This is a genomic window from Acinetobacter sp. WCHAc060033 (assembly GCF_004209125.1).
In the GTDB taxonomy this organism is placed as follows: domain Bacteria; phylum Pseudomonadota; class Gammaproteobacteria; order Pseudomonadales; family Moraxellaceae; genus Acinetobacter; species Acinetobacter wuhouensis.
The window spans coordinates 84290-103188 of record NZ_SGSW01000009.1; the positions used below are offsets into that span (position 1 = coordinate 84290).

Sequence of the window (18899 nt, forward strand, 5' to 3'; positions counted from 1 at the left end):
ATTACCAAGTGAAAATATTAGCTTTGAATCAATTGAGTTAATTCATCTACATAGTCTTGCATCGGTTTAGGATTTTTATCTTTACGGCTTTCGATATTTAAACGTAACAAAGGCTCAGTATTTGAAGCACGAACATTTAAACGCCATGCACCAAAATCTAAACTTACCCCATCAGTTTTGTCGATCTCAGGTTTTTGATCTGCAAAATGATCAAATATTTTTTGAATCGTCACTTGAGTATCTGCAACTTTAAAGTTGATTTCACCACTACATGGAAAGCGGTCAATCATATCTTCCACAAGACTAGAAAGCGATTGCTTGGTTTCAGAAAGAACAGAAACAGCCAATAACCATGGAATCATCCCACTATCACAATAAGCAAAATCACGGAAATAGTGATGCGCACTCATTTCACCGCCATATACAGCATTATATTCACGCATGACATCTTTGATGAATGCATGCCCAGATTTAGATTGAACAGCAACACCATTGTATTGCTCAACAATATCTAAAGTATTCCAAACTAAGCGAGGATCGTGCACAATTTTCTCACCTGCTTGTTTGAGTAAAAACGCTTGTGCAAGCAGACCGACAATATAATAACCTTCAATGAATTGACCTTTTTCATCAAAAAGGAAGCAACGGTCAAAGTCACCATCCCAGGCAATGCCCATATCTGCTTTATGTTCTAAAACAGCATTTGAGGTGCTATCACGATTTTCAACGAGAATAGGGTTAGGGATCCCATTTGGGAAAGTCCCGTCAGGATTGTTGTGAATTTTAATAAATTCAATTGGAATATTCAGTTGTTTGAATTTTTCTTCAATGGCATCAACGGCATGACCTGCAGCACCATTTCCAGCATTCATAACGAGTTTAAGTGGGCGAATTTTTTTTGGGTCGATGTAGGTGAGTAGATGTTCAACAAATTCTGGCAAAATATTGTATTTTTGAGATGTACCCTTTTGTGAAACTTCATCAAATTGTTCAGATTCAGCCAAAGCTTGAATATCTTTCAAGCCTGTATCTGCACTGATTGGGCGAGCATTTTCACGAACCAATTTCATGCCATTATAATCCATCGGATTATGGCTTGCTGTGATTTCAATACCACCCTGAACATCAAGATGGAAAGCACCGAAATAAACCTCTTCAGTTCCAGTCATGCCAAGATCTAAGACATTGACACCTGCATCATTTAAACCGCGAATCGTCGCTTGTTTTAAACCCTCACTCGTTAAACGAACATCACAACCCACTACAACAGTTTTAGGTTGATAAATTTGCCCATAAGCACGACCAATTTTATAGGCAATTTCTTCATTTAATTCTGTGCCAAGTTTGCCACGAATATCATAGGCTTTAAAACAAGTCAGTTTATTCATAATCATCTTTCTATTATCTAAAATTGGATCATAACGAAGCATTCATTTTAACGCTAAAGTATATAAGTGATACTACAAAAAGACACATATTTGATTCTAAGTTTTTTAAAATGTTCTTCCCAATACCTTGGTTTTGCCGATGTACGGTTTTATTTTCAAAAATTAGCAATAAAAATGAGACGTAGTTTTCAATAAATAGCGATTAAAGTCATGATTTTACATTTAATCTAAATAAATAGTTTAATTTTTGTGCGCAATTCCGATAAAGTGATAACTGGTTCTCACAATTTATGGTTTATAATTACAAAAAATTGACATTAAAATTTCAAAATGAGGAAAAGCAAATGGCTAATTTACTAGATTCTGTACTCACGCCTGTTGGGGGTGTTGTTGGTGGAGTGGTTGGCGGTGTTGGTGGCATCGTTGGAGGTGTCCTAGACCTTGTAAGCAACATTATTAAAGTAGCAGGGTTCAAACCGAATAGCGACGTTACAATTAGCTTTTATGATGCAATTACTAATGCTCTGATTAAAGCTATTGTGGTTCAATCTGATGCAAGAGGTCGTATAGAATATACAACTTCAGAATTTATTAATGGCGAGACAGCTATTATTACAGGTATCAACCCACAAGGGTTTGATATTAAAAGTACGCAAGTTCTAAAAGATTTCGCTCCACCAGTCGCACCTACTGTATCAATTAATGCAGCAGGTAGCCTAGTTTCTGGTATTACTGAACCAGGCGCGCTAATTAAAATTAAAAATCAAGCAAATGAAGTTATCGCAACTACTGTTGCAGACCAATTTGGTAAATTTGCTGTTGCATTAGTTCCACCAAGAATTGCATCTGAGCAACTCAGTGCTACAGCTTCAGATAATTCAGCAAGCCATAATGAATCAGTTGCAACTCAATTTACTGCTCCAGATTTAATACCACCAGTAGCACCTGCAAACTTAGCAGTTGTGCAAGATGGTAGTGTGGTTACCGGTAAGGCAGAACCAAATTCAAAAATTGAAATCAAAGATTCAAAAGGTCAGGTCATCGGAACTGGCACGACAGATCAAAATGGTGCTTTTTCGGTAACTTTGACGGTTCCACAAAAAGATAGTCAACAATTAATTGTAAATGCAATTGATACTGCTGGGAATAAGTCGCCTGATGCAATAGTAAATGCTTCAGACCTAACACCACCAGCAGCACCTACAAACTTAGCAGTTGTACAAGAAGGTAGTGTGGTGACGGGCAAAGCTGAACCAAACTCTAAAATTGAAATTAAAGATCCGTCAGGAAAGATAATAGGAACGGGTTTGACAGATGCTACGGGTTCATTTGCAGTAACATTGACTACGCCTCAAAAGGACAGCCAAAAGCTGACTGTGAATGCCTCTGATGCGTCAGGAAACAAATCACCAGATGCAACAGTAATTGCACTTGACTTGACACCGCCACCAGTACCGGCCAACTTGGCAGTTGTCAATGACGGCACGGTTGTAACAGGTAAAGCAGAAGCAAATTCTAAAATTGAAATTAAAGATCCGTCTGGAAAGTTGATTGGAACAGGTTTGACCGATGCGACGGGTTCATTTGCAGTAATTTTGACCACACCTCAAAAAGATAGTCAAAAACTGGCAGTAAACGCATTTGATGCAGCTGGAAATAAATCACCAGATGCGACAGTAAACGCACTTGATTTAACACCACCACCAGTACCGACCAACTTGGCAGTTGTCAATGACGGCACGGTTGTAACAGGTAAAGCAGAAGTAAACTCTAAAATTGTAATCAGAGATCCAGCTGGAAATATCATTGGTACAGGTACAACTGATGCAAATGGCTTATTTTCAGTAGGATTAACTATTGCACAAAAAGATAGTCAAAAACTGACAGTGAACGCATTTGATGCAGCTGGTAATAAGTCACCAGACGGTAATGTACAAGCACTTGACCTTACTCCTCCAGATTTAGGTACCCCATTGTTCAATGCGACTGGTAACCAAGTGTCTGGAACGGCTGAAGCGAATAGTAATATTGCAGTAAAAAATGCTTTAGGAACGGTTATTGGGACTACTGTAACTGGTGCTGATGGTAAATTTGTTGTTAATTTAGATAAAGCATACGGTGCTGGTGAAAAAATATCTGTTACCGCGACAGATGCTGCTGGTAACTCAAGCCTACCTAAAGCAGCGATTGCACCAGTTTTATTACATGCAAATGATGATGTTGTACGTGCAGATCTTGACTTAGGTTATACATCTACCAGTTCGACTTATTCTGAAACGAAAGGTTTTGGATCTATTTTTAAATTCTTTGGTATTTCTTTTCTTGGAAAACCAGCAGCAGAAATTAACTTCACTGTGGGTGAAACTCAGGCAACTTCAGTTGATATTTCTTCGACAAATGCTGGTTTTGGATCATTTTTAGATTCAACTCGAATTACTCTGTATAAACAAAATACGGATGGTTCATGGGCTAAAGTTGTTTCAAGTACAGATACGGGCCTGTTTAATGCTTTCTTCTTTTTCTTCCCACAACAAGCACGTCTTAAAACTGTAGATTCTTTGGTGCAAGGTAATTATAAAATTATTGCTGAAGATACAACTGCATTTAGCTTTTTTTCCGCGAACAGCTTAAATGTGACATATACAACTACAACTAAATCTACAACATTAGATGCTCAAAAAGCGAATGTAGTTTCGGGTAATGTATTGGCAGATGATGTTACAACTGCAGGTACACAAGTCTCTAAACTTGTGAACTCAGATGGTAAAGGTGCGGATGTTGCTTCTACTGGAACTACGACATTGGTGGGTAAATACGGAACAATGCTGATTAAAGCAGATGGTTCATATTCTTATACGCCAAATAAAGATTCTAGTAATATTGGGAAAGTTGATACATTTACGTATACCATTAAAAATGCAAATGGCAATACATCGGAAGCGAAAGTATTTGTACAAATTGGTTCAGATGAAGTTAAAGTGAAATGGGATCCAACAGATCCATCAAAATTTGGTACGACACTACAGCTGTTCAATGACTTTGATACAGTTAAATCAAATGTGTATCACACGACTTCTCAGTCTTCTGTAAGTTCAGGGTCTATTACAACCAGTTCGAGCAGATTGATATCGACAACATCAAATACATTTAATATTGATAATAACGCTGAATCTACGATTAAAGTTGCATTTAAGGCTGCTTATGGTAAGAGTTTCTTTGGTAGTACAGTTTCTACAACTCAAGATCCAGATAACACCACTTTCAAATGGCAGTTGCAGAAATTCAATAAGGCAACGAATCAGTGGGAAAATGTAGTAGGTGCAAGTGGTTCTAAGTTTATTGGCTCTTCACTGAGTAACAGTATTACGAGTGGTAATGAAGTGCTAAATGCAGAATTTAAAATCAATTCAGCTGGACAATATCGCGTTGATTTTAGTGCTTCAACAAGTAGTTGGTTTACTTCAAGTTATGACACTTCTGTTCAAGTGACCACAACGAACTTAAATGACTGGTATTTAGATAGCTTTGGTACTGCAACAGGTAATATTTTCAATGGTGTAGGTGTTGAAACAACATCTCAAGATACTTTGGGTATCGGAAGTAAATTGTCAATTTCAAAAGATGGTGGCGTAACGTTTGAAACCGTATCTGCAAGTGGTAACACGATTCAAGGAGTGAATGGTGTTCTAACAATCAAAGCTGATGGGTCATATAACTACAGTCAAACAGGATATAAATATGCAACTGAAGACTTTGTGTATAAAGTCACAAATAGTAATGGTGAGACTGCAACAGCGCACCTAAATATCGGTTATGAACACACGATTCAAGGTTCTGCTGCAAGTGAAGTTTATTCTACTGGAAGCATCATCCATGTTCTTCAAATGGGTGCAGGTGCAGACACTGTGAAATTCACTGCATTGAATACAGATGAACATGGTGATATCTGGTCAGACTTCTCTAAGGCCGAAGGTGACAAGATTGATGTATCTAGCTTATTAAGTGGTAAAGGTGTGACTGCAAGTAACATTAGCCAATATGTAACAGTTGAGCAAAGTGGAAAAGATGCAGTTGTAAAAATTGACCTAGATGGTAAAGGTACTCAATACACCCCTAAAGAGCTCGTGATTCTAGAAAATAATACATTAGCATTAGATGATTTGTTAAAAGGTAATCATATCATTTATTAATTTAATTAATTTTTAGTAAAAAAGAGAGTTTTATACTCTCTTTTTTATTCATGATTAAAGTTAAAATTAAGTTTTATGGTTTAAATTGTCTAAAATTTAGATTGAAAACTTATGCTTTGAACATTAGATTTAAATGTTTTGTGATTGATTTAACGAAAATTAACTTTAAATAAGTATTTGATTGCTTTTTATAATGTGTAAAATAGGTATTAGTTAAGAGAATAATCTAAAATAATTTAATGCCGATAATTAAAAGCTTGTCTAGGTGTCATTCACGAATGTTAATAGCGAAAAAGCCATCCATTTTTTTTAAAAGTTTGAGTGCAGTGAGCTTATTTGTTCTGTCACAGAGCAATGGATATGCACAAGATACAAACTATATTGAAAATATTAAACAAGGTGTGGCAGGTTTAATTAAACCTAAAGATGATCAATCATTTAGAACTGCTCAGCTGAAAGCACTATCTGATTTTACATATCAACCAGATGTGAGTTCAAATGATTCATTACCAGTTGTGAAGCCTTATACTGGGCAAAAAGCATCATTAAATAATTTATATTTAGAAAATGCTGAAGCAACTAGTTTGAATACTCGTCAGACGCGAACAATGAATTTAGAAGATGCTATTCAAATCGCAGTAAAGAGGAATCCGAGTATTGCACAGACAATCTCAACATTGGCATCACAAAATGCCAATATTGATGTTGCTAAAGCGCAATATTATCCACAATTAAAAGCAGGAATGAATACAGGTGATTTCACTTCAAGTGATAAAGGAAGACAGTTATATTCTGTTGAAGCCAACCAAATGCTTTATGATTTTGGTAAAGTAAAATCGAGTGTAACTACACAGCAAAATAAATTAGCGCTTGAGCAAGCGAATGTTTTAATGAGCATTGATGATATATCTACACAAACTGCACGTACGATTTTGTCATTAATGAGATATAGAAATATTATAAAAATAGCACAAGAACAATATAATGGTGTCAGTCGCTTACATGAAATTGCACGTTTAAGAGCGGAGGCAGGTATCAGTAGTAATGCTGATCCAGTACAAGCACAAAGTTATGTGGAATATGCGCGTTCTTATTTGATTACTCAACAAAACCTGTTAAAGCAACAAGAGCAAAAATTGCGAACTTTCTTAGGATTTGATGTGGGGCGGATTGATTTTGTCATTCCAGATGAATACGTCAAAATGTCTGGACTCTATGATTCACCTGAAATGAATTTAATTCCGAGTATGATTGCAGCTAAAGCGGAAATTGATGTTGCACAAAGCCAGAAAAAACAGACACAATTGAGTGCTTATCCAACAATTTCTTTAGTGGGTTCAGTCAGTAAAGCTTTAAATGGTAAAAATCCAAATACAGGTATTGAGGATGACACGAATAGTTCGATTGCCGTACAAATGTCGAGTAATTTTTATCAGGGCGGTGCTGTCGGTTCTCAAGTAAAGGCAGCCAACTATGCGGAGCAAGCAGCACGAGCGAAGCTCAATGCAACTTATTTGAATATTGTTGATCAAGCACAGATTGCCCGTGAAAGTATTGAAAATACAGATAAGCAAATTTGGGTACTAATGGATCGTGAACGATCTACAGCAAAAACACGTGAGCTTTATGAAGAGCAATACAAACTAGGCAAACGTTCTATCTTGGATTTGCTCAGTTCTGAACAGTCATATCAAAGTTCAAGAATTGAAAGAGAAGGCGCGCGTTTTGATATATACGATACAATTGCTGTATTTATCAATGTGACTGGTAAAAGTAGAAATGCTTACCACTTAAATAATATTCAAATTCAGGGGTTTGAAGTACAACCATGAATCAAAAAATAAATTATCAACCATGGTTACAAGCCATTATTACGGTTGCACAGCATTATCGAGTTCAACCCTCTGAAGAACAAATTCGACTTCAACTGGATTGGAATAAATATTCAGACCTCGATGATATGTTGGCGATTATTACGCGCCAAGTTGGCTTAAACGTTCGCAAGGCAGATTTTACCACAGATGTGTTAAACCCATGGCGATTGCCAGTGGTGGTAGAGTTTAATGATGGTCAGGTTGCAGTCATTGAGAAGGTAGATAGTGCTGGGAATGCAAGCTTGCAATTGAGTGGCGATCAAGGCCTATCTCAAACTTTTAATTTACATGAATTACAAAGTAATGCGAAACGAGTTTACATTTTTAGACCAGAAACATCTGTACCAGATGCACGTATTGACGAATATATTAAGCCTTATGAGAAAAGCTGGTTCTGGGATATCGTTCTAAAGGATTGGAAGCGTTATACAGATATTATGGTTGCATCGATGATGGCCAATATTTTGGCATTAGCAACAGTTATTTTTTCGATGCAAGTATATGACCGTGTAATCCCTTCGCAGTCGATACCAACGCTTTGGGTTCTGGCAGGTGGTGTTCTCATTGCTGCTATTTTTGAATTTGTATTAAGAATTGCCAGAATCTATTTATCAGACATTATTGGTAAACGCGCAGATTTGAAAGTTTCAGATCAGGTCTTTGGGCATGCTTTACGGATTCGTAATAAAGATCGTTCTCGCTCAACAGGATCTTTTATTTCCCAAATTCGTGAGTTAGAAGGTGTTCGTGAATTGGTCACCTCGACCACGATTAGTGCGATTGCTGACTTACCTTTCTTTTTCCTATTTCTTATTATTTTCTGGATTATTGGTGGCAACATTTTCTGGGTGATGTTGATCGTCGTCCCACTGATGATACTCCCTGGGTTTCTTGTACAGAAAAAATTAGCACAATTGGCAACAGAAGGGATGCGTGAATCTGCAATTCGTAATGCGATTTTAGTGGAAGCTGTGCAAGGGATTGAAGATATTAAATTATTGCGTGCTGAAGCAAGATTTCAAAATCAGTGGAATCATATGAATGAAGTTTCTGCTGAAATTAGTATGCGTCAACGGAAGATCGTTGGTTGGCTTAATTCTTGGACGCAGAAGGTTCAAGGTTTGACTTTTGCAATTGTGGTCTTAGTAGGATGCTTTGCGGTCATGAAAGGGGACATGACTACGGGTGCATTGGTTGCATGTTCAATTTTATCCTCTCGTATGCTTGCACCAATTTCGCAAATTACAGGCGTATTAGGTCGTTGGCAACAAGCGAAAGTAGCGAAAACAGGTCTCGATGAGTTGATGCAAAAACCTGTTGATCGCCCTGATCGCGCGCAATTAATTCAGCGAAAAGTATTAAATGGTGATTATGAATTTAAAGGTGTGGTATTTAAATATACTGAAGATGATCCACGTCCAACCTTAGTGATTCCGCAATTAAAAATTAAACCAGGTGAGAAGATTGCAATTCTGGGCCGTAATGGTGCAGGAAAATCGACATTGTTGCAGCTTCTTTCAGGTATGCAAAGCCCAATACAAGGCAAAATTAGTTTAGATGGTGTGGATCAATCTTTACTTGACCCAGATGATATCCGCCGTGATATGTCTTTATTAAATCAAAATGCACACTTATTCTTTGGTACGATTCGTGAGAATTTAACGTTGGGTGCGCCTTTGGCAACCAATGATGAAATTATTCGTGCATTGAAAATTACCAATGCGATGGAAATCGTAGAACAGAAAAAAGAAGGTTTAGACCACATTATTCTTGAGGGTGGTGTAGGCTTCTCTGGTGGGCAAAAACAAGCATTGTTGCTCACACGATTATTGTTAAGAAACTCAAATATTGTATTGCTCGATGAGCCAACAGCATCGATTGATGATGTTTCTGAAAAATTATTGATTCAGCATCTAAAACAGTGGTTGGGACATCGAACTTTGGTTGTTGCCACACACCGACCTGCGGTTTTACAACTCGTTGACCGTATTATTGTTGTACATGAAGGTAAGATTATTAAAGATGGACCTCGTGATGCCATCCTGAATCCTGGGAGTCAACCAAATGCAGGAGGGGCTTCAGCATGAGCCAAGAGCAAAATAATCAAAATGAAGTTGTTCCAGAAACAAAGATTGTATCTGAAAATAGTGCATCCAATGTTTTGCAGCGCCCAACCAATCCTTCAGCTTTGAAGTTCTCTGAGCCTCCTTTGCCTAAGTCAACATTCATTATTTGGATAGTGGCTATAGGGTTGTTGGCTTTCTTAATCTGGGCATGTCTATTCAAGCTGGAAGAAGTGTCAACAGGCACGGGTAAAGTCATTCCTTCATCTAAAGAGCAAATTATTCAGTCTTTGGATGGTGGTATCTTGACTAGCTTAGATGTGAAAGAAGGTGATATTGTTCAAAAAGGTCAAACACTTGCACAAATCGATCCAACACGGTTTGAGTCTCAAGTGGGTGAAAGTCAAACTAAATTATTGGCAACTCAGGCAACAGCAGCACGTTTAGAAGCAGAAGTGGATGGTACTGCCATTAATTTTCCAAAAGCTGTTTTGGCGGTACCGAGCTTAGTTCGAGAAGAAACAGCATTGTATACTTCGCGCCGTGCCAATCTTGATGAATCAATCACTGGTCTTAAGCATGCATTGGCTTTGGTTCAAAATGAATTGCAAATGACACAACCATTGGTTGCAAAAGGTGCGGCCTCTGAAGTTGAAGTATTACGATTAAAACGTGATATTAACAATTTTGAGAATCAAATCAATGATAAGCGTAATGATTATTATGTGAAATCACGTGAAGAGCTTGCGAAGGCAAATGCTGATATTCAATCTTTACAACAGGTGGTTGCTGGTCGTACTGATTCGGTTAAACGTTCTACTTTTAAAGCACCTGTGCGTGGTGTGGTTAAAGAAATTGCAGTGACTACGATTGGTGGTGTAGTTCCTCAAAATGGTAAATTGATGACAATAGTACCAATTGATGAACAATTACTAATTGAAGCGCGTATTTCTCCACGAGATATTGCATTTATCCATCCAAATCAGCCAGCGATGGTAAAAATTACAGCCTACGATTATTCAATCTATGGAGGATTGGAAGGTAAAGTTACGGTTATTTCACCTGATACAATTCGCGATGAAGTAAAGCAAGATCAGTTCTACTATCGTGTTTATATTCGTACTGATAAAGACAAGTTAGTGAACAAAGCTGGAAAATCTTTCTCAATTACACCAGGTATGGTGGCAACAGTGGATATTCGTACGGGTCAAAAAACCATTATCGAGTACTTGTTGAAACCATTCAATAAAGCGAAAGAAGCATTAAGAGAACGATAATTTAAAATGTTTTCAAAATTAAACCGCCGAAAGGCGGTTTTTTTGAGATTGTATGAATGAGTATGTCGCGCTATATAAAAAGCTTAATTTTTATCATCTACAATTTTTTTGAGCAAAAACTGTAAGGCAATTTTTTCTGCGGGATTCAGTGCTTTGAGTGTTAAGTCTGTGATTGTTTCAGCGATAGGGATGGCCTGTTTTAATTGGTCTTTGCCTTGAGGAGTAATATGAATTAAAACTTTGCGCTTATCTATACTGTCAGGGTCTTGGGAAATCAGTCCTTTATCTTTTAAACGTTGAATAATGCCACGAATCGTCGCCTGATCTATGCCTGTATCATTGACCAGTTCTTTTTGAGAGCATTCTTGTAATTTATGAATCGAATAAAGTGTTGCAAATTGCACGGATGTAAGCTGAGTTTCATCTAGGCTTTGCTGGAAAATGGATAAATGATGGTAGTACGCACGACGTAGTAAATAACCAACTTGGTCTTCAATAATATATTCATTATTTTCTTGATTCATTTATTGTTAACCCTAAAGAGAAATAAAAACGAAGAATTACTGGATTATAGACCTTAAAAAAAATAACGACTATAGCGCTATAGCCGTTATATGTTTTGATCAAAAGATTAATCTAGATCGGTCGGAACACCTTGGTCAACAACGATAAGATCATCTAATTTAACGGTACAATTTCTTAGAGGAATATCCATATGACAAGGTGTTTTACGACTGCCTCCAACTTCTGTATTTGGGCCTGTTGAAAATAAGAAATTACCATTAAAAGCACGAGCATCCATACACATACCATCATTTTTGTCATGCAAGCCCATTGCTGTCCATTGCGCGCGAGGTTGTAAGCCCCATCCAATATGAGAGATGCCATAAACTTCTGGATCATTAAAATATTTCATATAGTCACGTAAATATTCAGCTTCAAAGCCACCATGAATTTTAGTAATAAAGCCTTTTTCAACTTCTAAGGTAACTTTTTCGCGAACATAGTTTTTGAAAGGAAGAAGAATATCTCCCACATCTAAAACCAATGTTCCTTCAGCGGTATTTTCATTGGGCCATGTAAATAAGAAGCCACTCGGCCAATGGTCCCATCGACCTGGTTCATCCGCAAAACCATATTCAGTGACCGCTGGATATTGCCCGAGTGGTGCATAGAAATCTGTGCCTGCTTTGGATGTCACATGCATACTTTGCGCTTTTTTGAGGTATTTCTCAGCAGTTTGTACACGTATTTTATCTTCTAGGGTTGGCATGATTCGAGCAAGCACTTCGGGTGGCTCAACGGCGAGTAAAATCCGAGTGCCTGTTTTTAAAATTTGTTCTTGTTCAGGTGAATGTAACAGCATCATGGTGTCTATAACTAAATCTACAGATTCCAACGCACGTTGTGCAGCTAAATTCCCAGTGAGTGCCGTATCTCCACAATATGCCGTCATATCATTGCCCATCGCTTTGGGATGATTAAATGACGGAAGTTCCAAGATAAATACTTTTGCTTTTAATCGACAAGCTGCATCCATTGCAGCTTGAACTGTTTGTGGATGTGAATAATGGCTTTTTAAGATCGCAACAGTTTGAGTCTCATCTACTTTAGATAGTTGCAATACATGTTCAAACATTTGCGTAAGTTCGGATGAATTAACTGGCATGAATAGCGCTCCTTTGCTGATCGTTTTTTGTATTAATAAAGAGTATACGCTTTATATTCGTGTAGTAAAGAAATTATTTTTCCAAAATAATTTTATTTAAAATATATATAAAACAATATATTAAGTCGAAATTGCTAAAATTTTTATAAAAAATAATTAAAGTGTATAGACTTTAAATTTCTCTTAATGTATATCTATTTAGTAGGAAATATTTGTTTGAAGGAGTAAGCAATGAATACGTCTAAAAAAATCGCGGTAATCGGTGCTGGTTTAGGTGGGGCATCCATGGGAATCCTGCTGCAGAAAGCAGGCTTTGATGTTGAAGTTTATGAGCAAGCGGCTGAGTTTTCACGTTTAGGTGCAGGAATTCATATTGGTCCAAATATCATGAAAATTTTTCGTGAAATGGGCTTGGAACAAGATTTAGAAGATATGGGTTGTCATCCAGATTATTGGATTAGTCGTGATGGAAATACGGGTGACGTGATTGCTAAAGCGCCTTTAACGGGTTATGACGCTGCATATTTGACGATTCATCGTGGTGATATGCACGCACGACAAATTGAAGCATTACAACAAGATAAATTACATTTCGGTAAGCGTTTAAGCAATGTTGAGCAAGATGCTGAGGGTGTAACACTGAGTTTTGAAGATGGCACTGTAACAAAAGCAGATATTGTGATTGGAGCAGATGGGATTAACTCGAAAATCCGCGAAACCATTCTGGGTGTTGAAGCACCACTCTATAGTGGTTGGGTCGCACATCGTGCCATTATTTCAGGTGACAAATTAGCAAAACTAAAACAGCAGTTTGATTTAGATGATTGCGTGAAATGGTGGTATGAAGATCGTCACATCATGGCATATTGCACCACGAAAGAACGTGATGAATATTATTTCGTCACAGGTGTTCCACATCCTGCTTGGGATTTCCAAGGCAAGAGTTTTGTGCCATGCGACAAAGCAGAATTATTTGAAACATTTAAAGATTTCCATCCTTCGATTACAGCCATGATTGAAGCCAGTGATGATGTGACAAAGTGGCCTTTAAATAATCGTAATCCTTTACCTGTGTGGAGTAATGGGCGTTTAGTGTTATTAGGTGATGCATGCCATCCAATGAAACCACACATGGCGCAAGGTGCTGGCATGGCGATTGAAGACGCTGCAATGCTGACACGCTGTTTGCTTGAAGAAGGTTTAGATAACTACGAGCAAGCATTTAATCTTTATGAAGAAAATCGTAAAGAACGCGCAAGTAAAGTTCAAAAAGTATCCAATGCAAATACCTTCCTGAAAACGCAAGAAGATCCAGCTTGGGTATATGGTTATGAGGTTTATGCACAACCTCTACATGCGGAGGAAAATGTATGAGTCACTTACTATATGGCGGTAATGTAGTTGCGAACGATGTTCGTCTACATTACCTCCGATATGGTGGGCAAGGTCATCCTCTGGTTTTAATACCAGGGATTACCAGTCCTGCAATCACTTGGGGTTTTGTTGCTGAGAAACTCGCAGAATATTTTGATGTGTATGTTTTAGATGTTCGTGGTCGAGGTTTGTCATCTTCAGGTGATCATCTTCAGTACGATACTGAAACATGCGTGAACGATATTTTGGCTTTCGTCGCAGCATTGGAACTTACTGAATATCATTTGGTCGGGCATTCGATGGGGGCGCGTTTTGCAATTCGTTGTGCTTCGCAACATCCACAAGGTTTAAAGAAAATCGTACTGATTGACCCACCTGTTTCTGGTCCAAATCGCCGTGCTTATCCAAGTCAGTTGCCGTGGTATGTCGATTCTATTCAGCAATCTATCGAAGGTATGGATGCTGAAGAGATGAGAAAATTCTGCCCGACATGGACTTTGGAACAACGTCAATTACGTGCTGAATGGCTACATACGTGTTATTTACCCGCAATTGTCAAAGCGTTTAATGATTTTCATGATGTTGATATTCATCAATATATTCCACAAATTTCAGTGCCTGCTTTGCTTATGGTTGCAGGTAAGGGTGGCGTGATTCAGGCAGATGATATTGATGAGATTCAGAAGCTTAATCCAAATATATCGCTCAGTCATGTAGAGAATGCAGGTCATATGATCCCTTGGGATGATGAACAAGGCTTTTATCAAGCATTCGGTGATTTTCTAGATCAGTCAATTATTTAAGGAAGAAATAAGTCATGGAAAAGATATATAAAATTGGTCAAATCGTACCAAGTTCGAATACGACAATGGAAACTGAAATTCCTGCGATGTTAAAAGCTCGTCAACTCATTCGCCCTGAAAAGTTTACTTTTCACTCAAGTCGTATGCGTATGAAGCATGTGAAAAAAGAAGAATTGGCTGCGATGGATGCTCAATCTGATCGTTGTGCATTAGAGCTTTCAGATGCACGAGTGGATGTATTGGGATATGCATGTCTTGTTGCAATTATGTCGATGGGTATTGGTTACCACCGTGAGTCTGAAAAGCGTTTGCATCAAGTGACGATCGACAATGATGCAGCAGCACCGATTGTGACGAGTGCTGGTGCTTTGGTGGAAGGCTTAAAAGTCATGAATGCTAAGAAAATTGTTGTGGTGACACCGTATATGAAACCATTAACAGAGTTGGTGGTGGACTATATTAAAGCTGAAGGTTTTGAAGTGTTGGATTACGTCGCTTTAGAAATTGCAGACAATATCGCTGTGGCACAACATGATCCAAATAATTTGCCTGAGATTGTTCAAAAGCTGAATTATCAAGATGCTGATGTCATTGTGCTGTCCGCATGTGTACAGATGCAATCTCTTCCAGCGGTGGCAAAAGTAGAAGCATTAACTGGTAAACCAGTAATTTCTGCTGCAATTGCAACTACTTATCAAATGCTAAAAGCATTGAATCTTGAGCCAGTTGCGCCAGGTGCTGGTGCGCTATTGTCTGGTGCTTATGCATAGTTGGAGGTCGAGATGTCTCAGCAAAATGTACAAGAAAATTTACAGAGCAACTATCAAGGTGTTTGGGGAAATAGAATTGGTTTTGGTAAAAAACCAGTACTTCTCCTTGTAGATTTTATGCAGTCTTATACCACCGAAACAGAGCCTCTTTTTGCACCAGACGTGATCAAAGCGGTGCAAGAAACCAAAGACATTTTAGAGCTCGCTCGTGAACAAGACATATTGGTGATTCACACCAATATTTTGTATCACCCTAATCAACTTGATGGGGGAATGTGGGTCAAAAAGTCACCCGTAATGGCAGCCATGGTTGCAACAAATCCTGCGACGCAATTTTGCCCTGAGGTTAAGCCACTGGATGGCGAATTAGTGATCACAAAAAACTATGCAAGTGCTTTTTTTGGCACAAGTTTAGCATCTATTTTAAGCACTCAAGCCATTGATACTATTGTAATTGTTGGTTGTTCTACAAGCGGTTGTGTACGTGCTACAGCAGTGGATTCTGTACAACATGGTTTTAGAACAATTGTGGTTCGTGAATGTGTGGGTGACCGTCATCAAGCACCGCATGAGGCCAATTTATTTGATATCGATAGTAAGTATGGGGATGTTGTGTCTAAGCAAGAAACTGTCGATTATTTTCAAAAAATCAAAGTGATTAAATAGATACATAGTGATGAAAAATATTATGCTTATGATCACAAGCCGAGGGGAATAGTGCAATGCGGGATTAAATCTGATCATTAGTCAAATGAGGAGAGGAGTACCTAATTGGCTGAAAAATATGATCAATTGCATTGTATCAATTTTAAACTTGGTTTGTTATCTAAAAGGAGTTAGATATGTCTGCCAATGTTATCGTTTCTGAATCTATTGGAAAGGTAAGTTATACCGAACAGGAAGTTAAAGTTTATAAAAAAGTGATTTGGAAACTTATTCCTTTTTTATGCTTTTGTTATATTGCGGCCTATTTGGATCGTATTAATGTCGGCTTAGCAAAGTTACATATGCTGAGCGACATTCACCTCAGCGAAGCAGCTTTTGGTTTAGGCGCAGGGCTGTTTTTCGTTGGTTATATTCTTTTTGAAGTACCAAGTAATCTGGTGATGGAAAAAGTTGGGGCAAAAATTTGGATTGCTCGAATCATGATTACTTGGGGAATTCTTTCTGGCTTGACGATGTTTGTCACCACACCTATGCAATTTTATGTTTTACGCTTTTTGCTAGGGGCCGCTGAAGCAGGCTTTTTACCGGGTGTTTTGTATTATTTAACCACTTGGTTTCCAACCTATTATCGTGGAAAAATTATTGCTTTGTTCATGATTGGCTTACCTCTCGCTGTGATTATTGGTAGCCCGCTCTCTGGATGGATTATGGGAGCATTTGATCAGGTTCATGGATTTACAGGTTGGCAGTGGTTGTTCTTTTTAGAGGCTATTCCAAGTGTATTATTAGGAATTTTAACTTTTAAAATGTTACCGAACCATTTTTCAAAAGCAAAATGGTTAAATGAAGAAGAAAAGCACATTATTGACAGTAATTTAAAGAAAGATCTCGAGGGAAATTCATCTGCTAAAGAAAAGCATAGCTTTAAAGATGGTTTTTTTAATCTCAATATTTTGAAATTAGGTGCAATTAATTTCTCTATGTTGCTGTGTACTTACTCGATGGGATTCTGGTTGCCGACATTCATTAAGAATACTGGCATGACGGACGTTTTCCACATTGGATTGTTGGTTGCGATTCCAAGCATTATCGGTTTGGTTGCAATGTTATTGATTGGTCGCAGTTCAGATAAATTTAGAGAGCGTCGTTGGCATCTCGTTATTCCATTTGTACTGGGTTCAATCGCATTATTTTTCACACATATGTTTAGTGCCAATATTGTGATGACCTTGGTTCTATTCTCAATCGCAGCAATTGCAACAACAGGGACTATTCCTGTGTTTTTCAGCCTTCCAGCAACTTTCTTATCAGGTACAGCAGCAGCAACTGGTTTTGCACTGGCTTGTTCAATCGCCAATTTAGCAGGCTTAGTGAGTAATACACTTGTGGGTTATGCCATCCAAATTACGGGTCGGCCTGAAGGTGCTTTGATGGTATTTGCTGTGTGCCTGCTACTGAGTTGTCTGATCGTTTTATCCTTACCGAAAGCTTTAGTGAATAAATAATTGAACAATTTGATTGGGCAAATAATTCAAAAAATTATTTGCTAAGGGGAAATTCATGTCTAAAAAAAGTTATTTGAGCATATTTATCGGTTGTTTGATGTCAATGAATGCCTTTGCAGAAGCGCAAGGGACACCATTTAAATGGCAAACTGAAGATGGTTCTAAATCTTTAGAGGTCGGTGGTTTTATCCGAGCTAACTATCGTGATGAGCGTTGGGACAGTGACAATAATGGTAAGGTTTTATTTGATAATGCGCGTTTAAATGTCAAAGGGAAATATGATCAATTTTACTTAGATACCAGTTACGCATTTCAAGATGATCATAAGCGATCTATTGAACATGCTTTTGTAGGGTATAAACCAAATGAAAATAATGACATTCAAGCAGGTATTATTTACAAACCATTTGCCATCTACCCATTTCCTGAACATGCTTGGACATTTCAAATTCCATTCTTTTTAGGATTTGCAGACAGTGTTGCACCCGGTGTGAGTTGGAAAAACTCTAGTGATGATTATGATCTGACATTGGCCTATATGCCAATCATGAGTAATGGTAGTGCTCGTTATGCACCTGAAGCAGGTTCAGCCGATGATCTCGATTATGTTTTACCTAACCAGAAGCAATATCTGAACGAAAAGCGCAATCAGGTGAATGTTCGAGTCGCCAAAAAACTTAATTATGACTTTGGTAAGCAAGAGTTTGGACTGAGTGGTGCATATTCTCAGTTGCACAATAAAGCGACCGATGATGATGGCAGTTATTACGCACTTGGCTTACATGCTTTAAATAATTATGGCAAATGGGATTTTCAAACATCAGCGATTCACTATAAATATGATGCAAAAAATCCAACAGGTGTCGATGACGATAAAATATTGATGCAGTCCAATGGATTAACACCTGCATATTTTGTTGCTTCTGAGGGGACAATTGGTATTTTTAATATTGGTTATACCCAACCTGTAACAAGCAAATATTTTCCGAATTTAAAATCTGTAAAATTTTACAATGATTACAGTATTTTAATGAAGGATCGTTCTGATTGGGCAGATTCACAAATGGATACTTTTGGTGTGCAATTTAATGCGATGCCTTTCTTGATCTGGGTTGATGGCAGTGTAGGAAAAAATGTGAATGTGTTGGGTGGTGCGAAAAACTCTACCGGTTATACCTCGGCAAACTCTGATTATAGTAATGATTGGAAGTTTAGATGGAATATTAACATTGGTTATAACTTCTAAAGTTTGAGATTGTAAATTTAAGTGTGAAATTTATGGAACTGCAACTATAGATTAAAAGTTAGGTTGTAGCTTCC

At 37.8% G+C, this 18899-nt stretch carries 13 protein-coding genes; 10 read left to right on the top strand and 3 right to left on the bottom strand.

From position 1 onward, the window contains the following. Nucleotides 1–17: 17 nt before the first annotated feature. A complete protein-coding gene (locus EXE10_RS05725; protein ID WP_130112669.1) occupies nt 18–1388 on the bottom strand; it encodes a phosphomannomutase CpsG in 1371 nt (456 codons plus the stop codon). Nucleotides 1389–1732: 344 nt separating this feature from the next. On the opposite strand from EXE10_RS05725, the gene EXE10_RS05730 reads away from it, so the two are divergent. From EXE10_RS05730 to EXE10_RS05745, 4 genes are all read left to right on the top strand, one after another. Further along, nucleotides 1733–5578, top strand: coding sequence for a BapA/Bap/LapF family large adhesin (locus EXE10_RS05730; protein ID WP_165382988.1), 3846 nt, complete (start codon nt 1733–1735; stop codon nt 5576–5578). Nucleotides 5579–5856: 278 nt separating this feature from the next. Next, on the top strand, nt 5857–7410 hold the full coding sequence (locus tag EXE10_RS05735) for a TolC family protein (RefSeq protein WP_130112671.1): 1554 nt from the start codon (nt 5857–5859) through the stop codon (nt 7408–7410). Further along, the gene (locus EXE10_RS05740; protein ID WP_130112672.1) at nt 7407–9539 is read left to right on the top strand and encodes a type I secretion system permease/ATPase; all 2133 of its coding nucleotides are present in this window, start codon (nt 7407–7409) and stop codon (nt 9537–9539) included. Before EXE10_RS05735 ends, EXE10_RS05740 begins: the two co-directional genes overlap by 4 nt. After that, nucleotides 9536–10792: an HlyD family type I secretion periplasmic adaptor subunit gene (locus EXE10_RS05745; RefSeq protein WP_228256785.1), complete on the top strand. Its 1257-nt coding sequence runs from the start codon at nt 9536–9538 to the stop codon at nt 10790–10792. The genes EXE10_RS05740 and EXE10_RS05745 overlap by 4 nt, the downstream gene beginning before the upstream one ends. An 83-nt stretch (nt 10793–10875) precedes the next feature. On the opposite strand, the gene EXE10_RS05750 is transcribed toward EXE10_RS05745, so the two are convergent. After that, nucleotides 10876–11316, bottom strand: coding sequence for a MarR family winged helix-turn-helix transcriptional regulator (locus EXE10_RS05750; RefSeq protein WP_068975582.1), 441 nt, complete (start codon nt 11314–11316; stop codon nt 10876–10878). A gap of 107 nt (nt 11317–11423) precedes the next feature. After that, complete coding sequence (locus EXE10_RS05755; RefSeq protein WP_130112673.1) at nt 11424–12461, bottom strand: 2,5-dihydroxypyridine 5,6-dioxygenase; 1038 nt, start codon at nt 12459–12461, stop codon at nt 11424–11426. 231 nt (nt 12462–12692) lie between these two features. Here EXE10_RS05755 and EXE10_RS05760 point away from each other — a divergent pair, with 231 nt between their 5' ends. The 6 genes from EXE10_RS05760 to EXE10_RS05785 all read left to right on the top strand — a co-directional run bounded on the left by EXE10_RS05760 (nt 12693) and on the right by EXE10_RS05785 (nt 18825). Beyond that, nucleotides 12693–13835, top strand: a complete 1143-nt coding sequence (locus tag EXE10_RS05760) for an FAD-dependent oxidoreductase (RefSeq protein WP_130112674.1) — start codon at nt 12693–12695, stop codon at nt 13833–13835. Next, nucleotides 13832–14638, top strand: a complete 807-nt coding sequence (locus EXE10_RS05765; protein ID WP_130112675.1) for an alpha/beta fold hydrolase — start codon at nt 13832–13834, stop codon at nt 14636–14638. The genes EXE10_RS05760 and EXE10_RS05765 overlap by 4 nt, the downstream gene beginning before the upstream one ends. A gap of 14 nt (nt 14639–14652) precedes the next feature. Continuing rightward, nucleotides 14653–15408, top strand: a complete 756-nt coding sequence (locus EXE10_RS05770) for an Asp/Glu racemase (protein WP_068975586.1) — start codon at nt 14653–14655, stop codon at nt 15406–15408. A 12-nt stretch (nt 15409–15420) separates the two neighbouring features. Further along, nucleotides 15421–16074 carry an isochorismatase family protein gene (locus EXE10_RS05775; RefSeq protein ID WP_130112676.1) on the top strand — a complete coding sequence of 218 codons (654 nt, stop codon included), beginning with the start codon at nt 15421–15423 and terminating at the stop codon, nt 16072–16074. 176 nt (nt 16075–16250) lie between these two features. Then, a complete protein-coding gene (locus tag EXE10_RS05780) occupies nt 16251–17579 on the top strand; it encodes an MFS transporter (protein ID WP_130112677.1) in 1329 nt (442 codons plus the stop codon). Between the two features lie 55 nt (nt 17580–17634). After that, a complete protein-coding gene (locus EXE10_RS05785) occupies nt 17635–18825 on the top strand; it encodes a hypothetical protein (RefSeq protein WP_130112678.1) in 1191 nt (396 codons plus the stop codon). Nucleotides 18826–18899 lie beyond the last annotated feature (74 nt).

Excerpts from the sequence above, each read along its gene's own strand:
- EXE10_RS05740 (WP_130112672.1), top strand. The coding sequence starts at position 7,407 with ATGAATCAAAAAATAAATTATCAACCATGGTTACAAGCCATTATTACG.
- EXE10_RS05725 (WP_130112669.1), bottom strand. The coding sequence starts at position 1,388 with ATGAATAAACTGACTTGTTTTAAAGCCTATGATATTCGTGGCAAACTT.
- EXE10_RS05785 (WP_130112678.1), top strand. The coding sequence starts at position 17,635 with ATGTCTAAAAAAAGTTATTTGAGCATATTTATCGGTTGTTTGATGTCA.
- EXE10_RS05755 (WP_130112673.1), bottom strand. The coding sequence starts at position 12,461 with ATGCCAGTTAATTCATCCGAACTTACGCAAATGTTTGAACATGTATTG.
- EXE10_RS05750 (WP_068975582.1), bottom strand. The coding sequence starts at position 11,316 with ATGAATCAAGAAAATAATGAATATATTATTGAAGACCAAGTTGGTTAT.
- EXE10_RS05765 (WP_130112675.1), top strand. The coding sequence starts at position 13,832 with ATGAGTCACTTACTATATGGCGGTAATGTAGTTGCGAACGATGTTCGT.
- EXE10_RS05775 (WP_130112676.1), top strand. The coding sequence starts at position 15,421 with ATGTCTCAGCAAAATGTACAAGAAAATTTACAGAGCAACTATCAAGGT.
- EXE10_RS05780 (WP_130112677.1), top strand. The coding sequence starts at position 16,251 with ATGTCTGCCAATGTTATCGTTTCTGAATCTATTGGAAAGGTAAGTTAT.
- EXE10_RS05745 (WP_228256785.1), top strand. The coding sequence starts at position 9,536 with ATGAGCCAAGAGCAAAATAATCAAAATGAAGTTGTTCCAGAAACAAAG.
- EXE10_RS05760 (WP_130112674.1), top strand. The coding sequence starts at position 12,693 with ATGAATACGTCTAAAAAAATCGCGGTAATCGGTGCTGGTTTAGGTGGG.
- EXE10_RS05735 (WP_130112671.1), top strand. The coding sequence starts at position 5,857 with ATGTTAATAGCGAAAAAGCCATCCATTTTTTTTAAAAGTTTGAGTGCA.
- EXE10_RS05770 (WP_068975586.1), top strand. The coding sequence starts at position 14,653 with ATGGAAAAGATATATAAAATTGGTCAAATCGTACCAAGTTCGAATACG.
- EXE10_RS05730 (WP_165382988.1), top strand. The coding sequence starts at position 1,733 with ATGGCTAATTTACTAGATTCTGTACTCACGCCTGTTGGGGGTGTTGTT.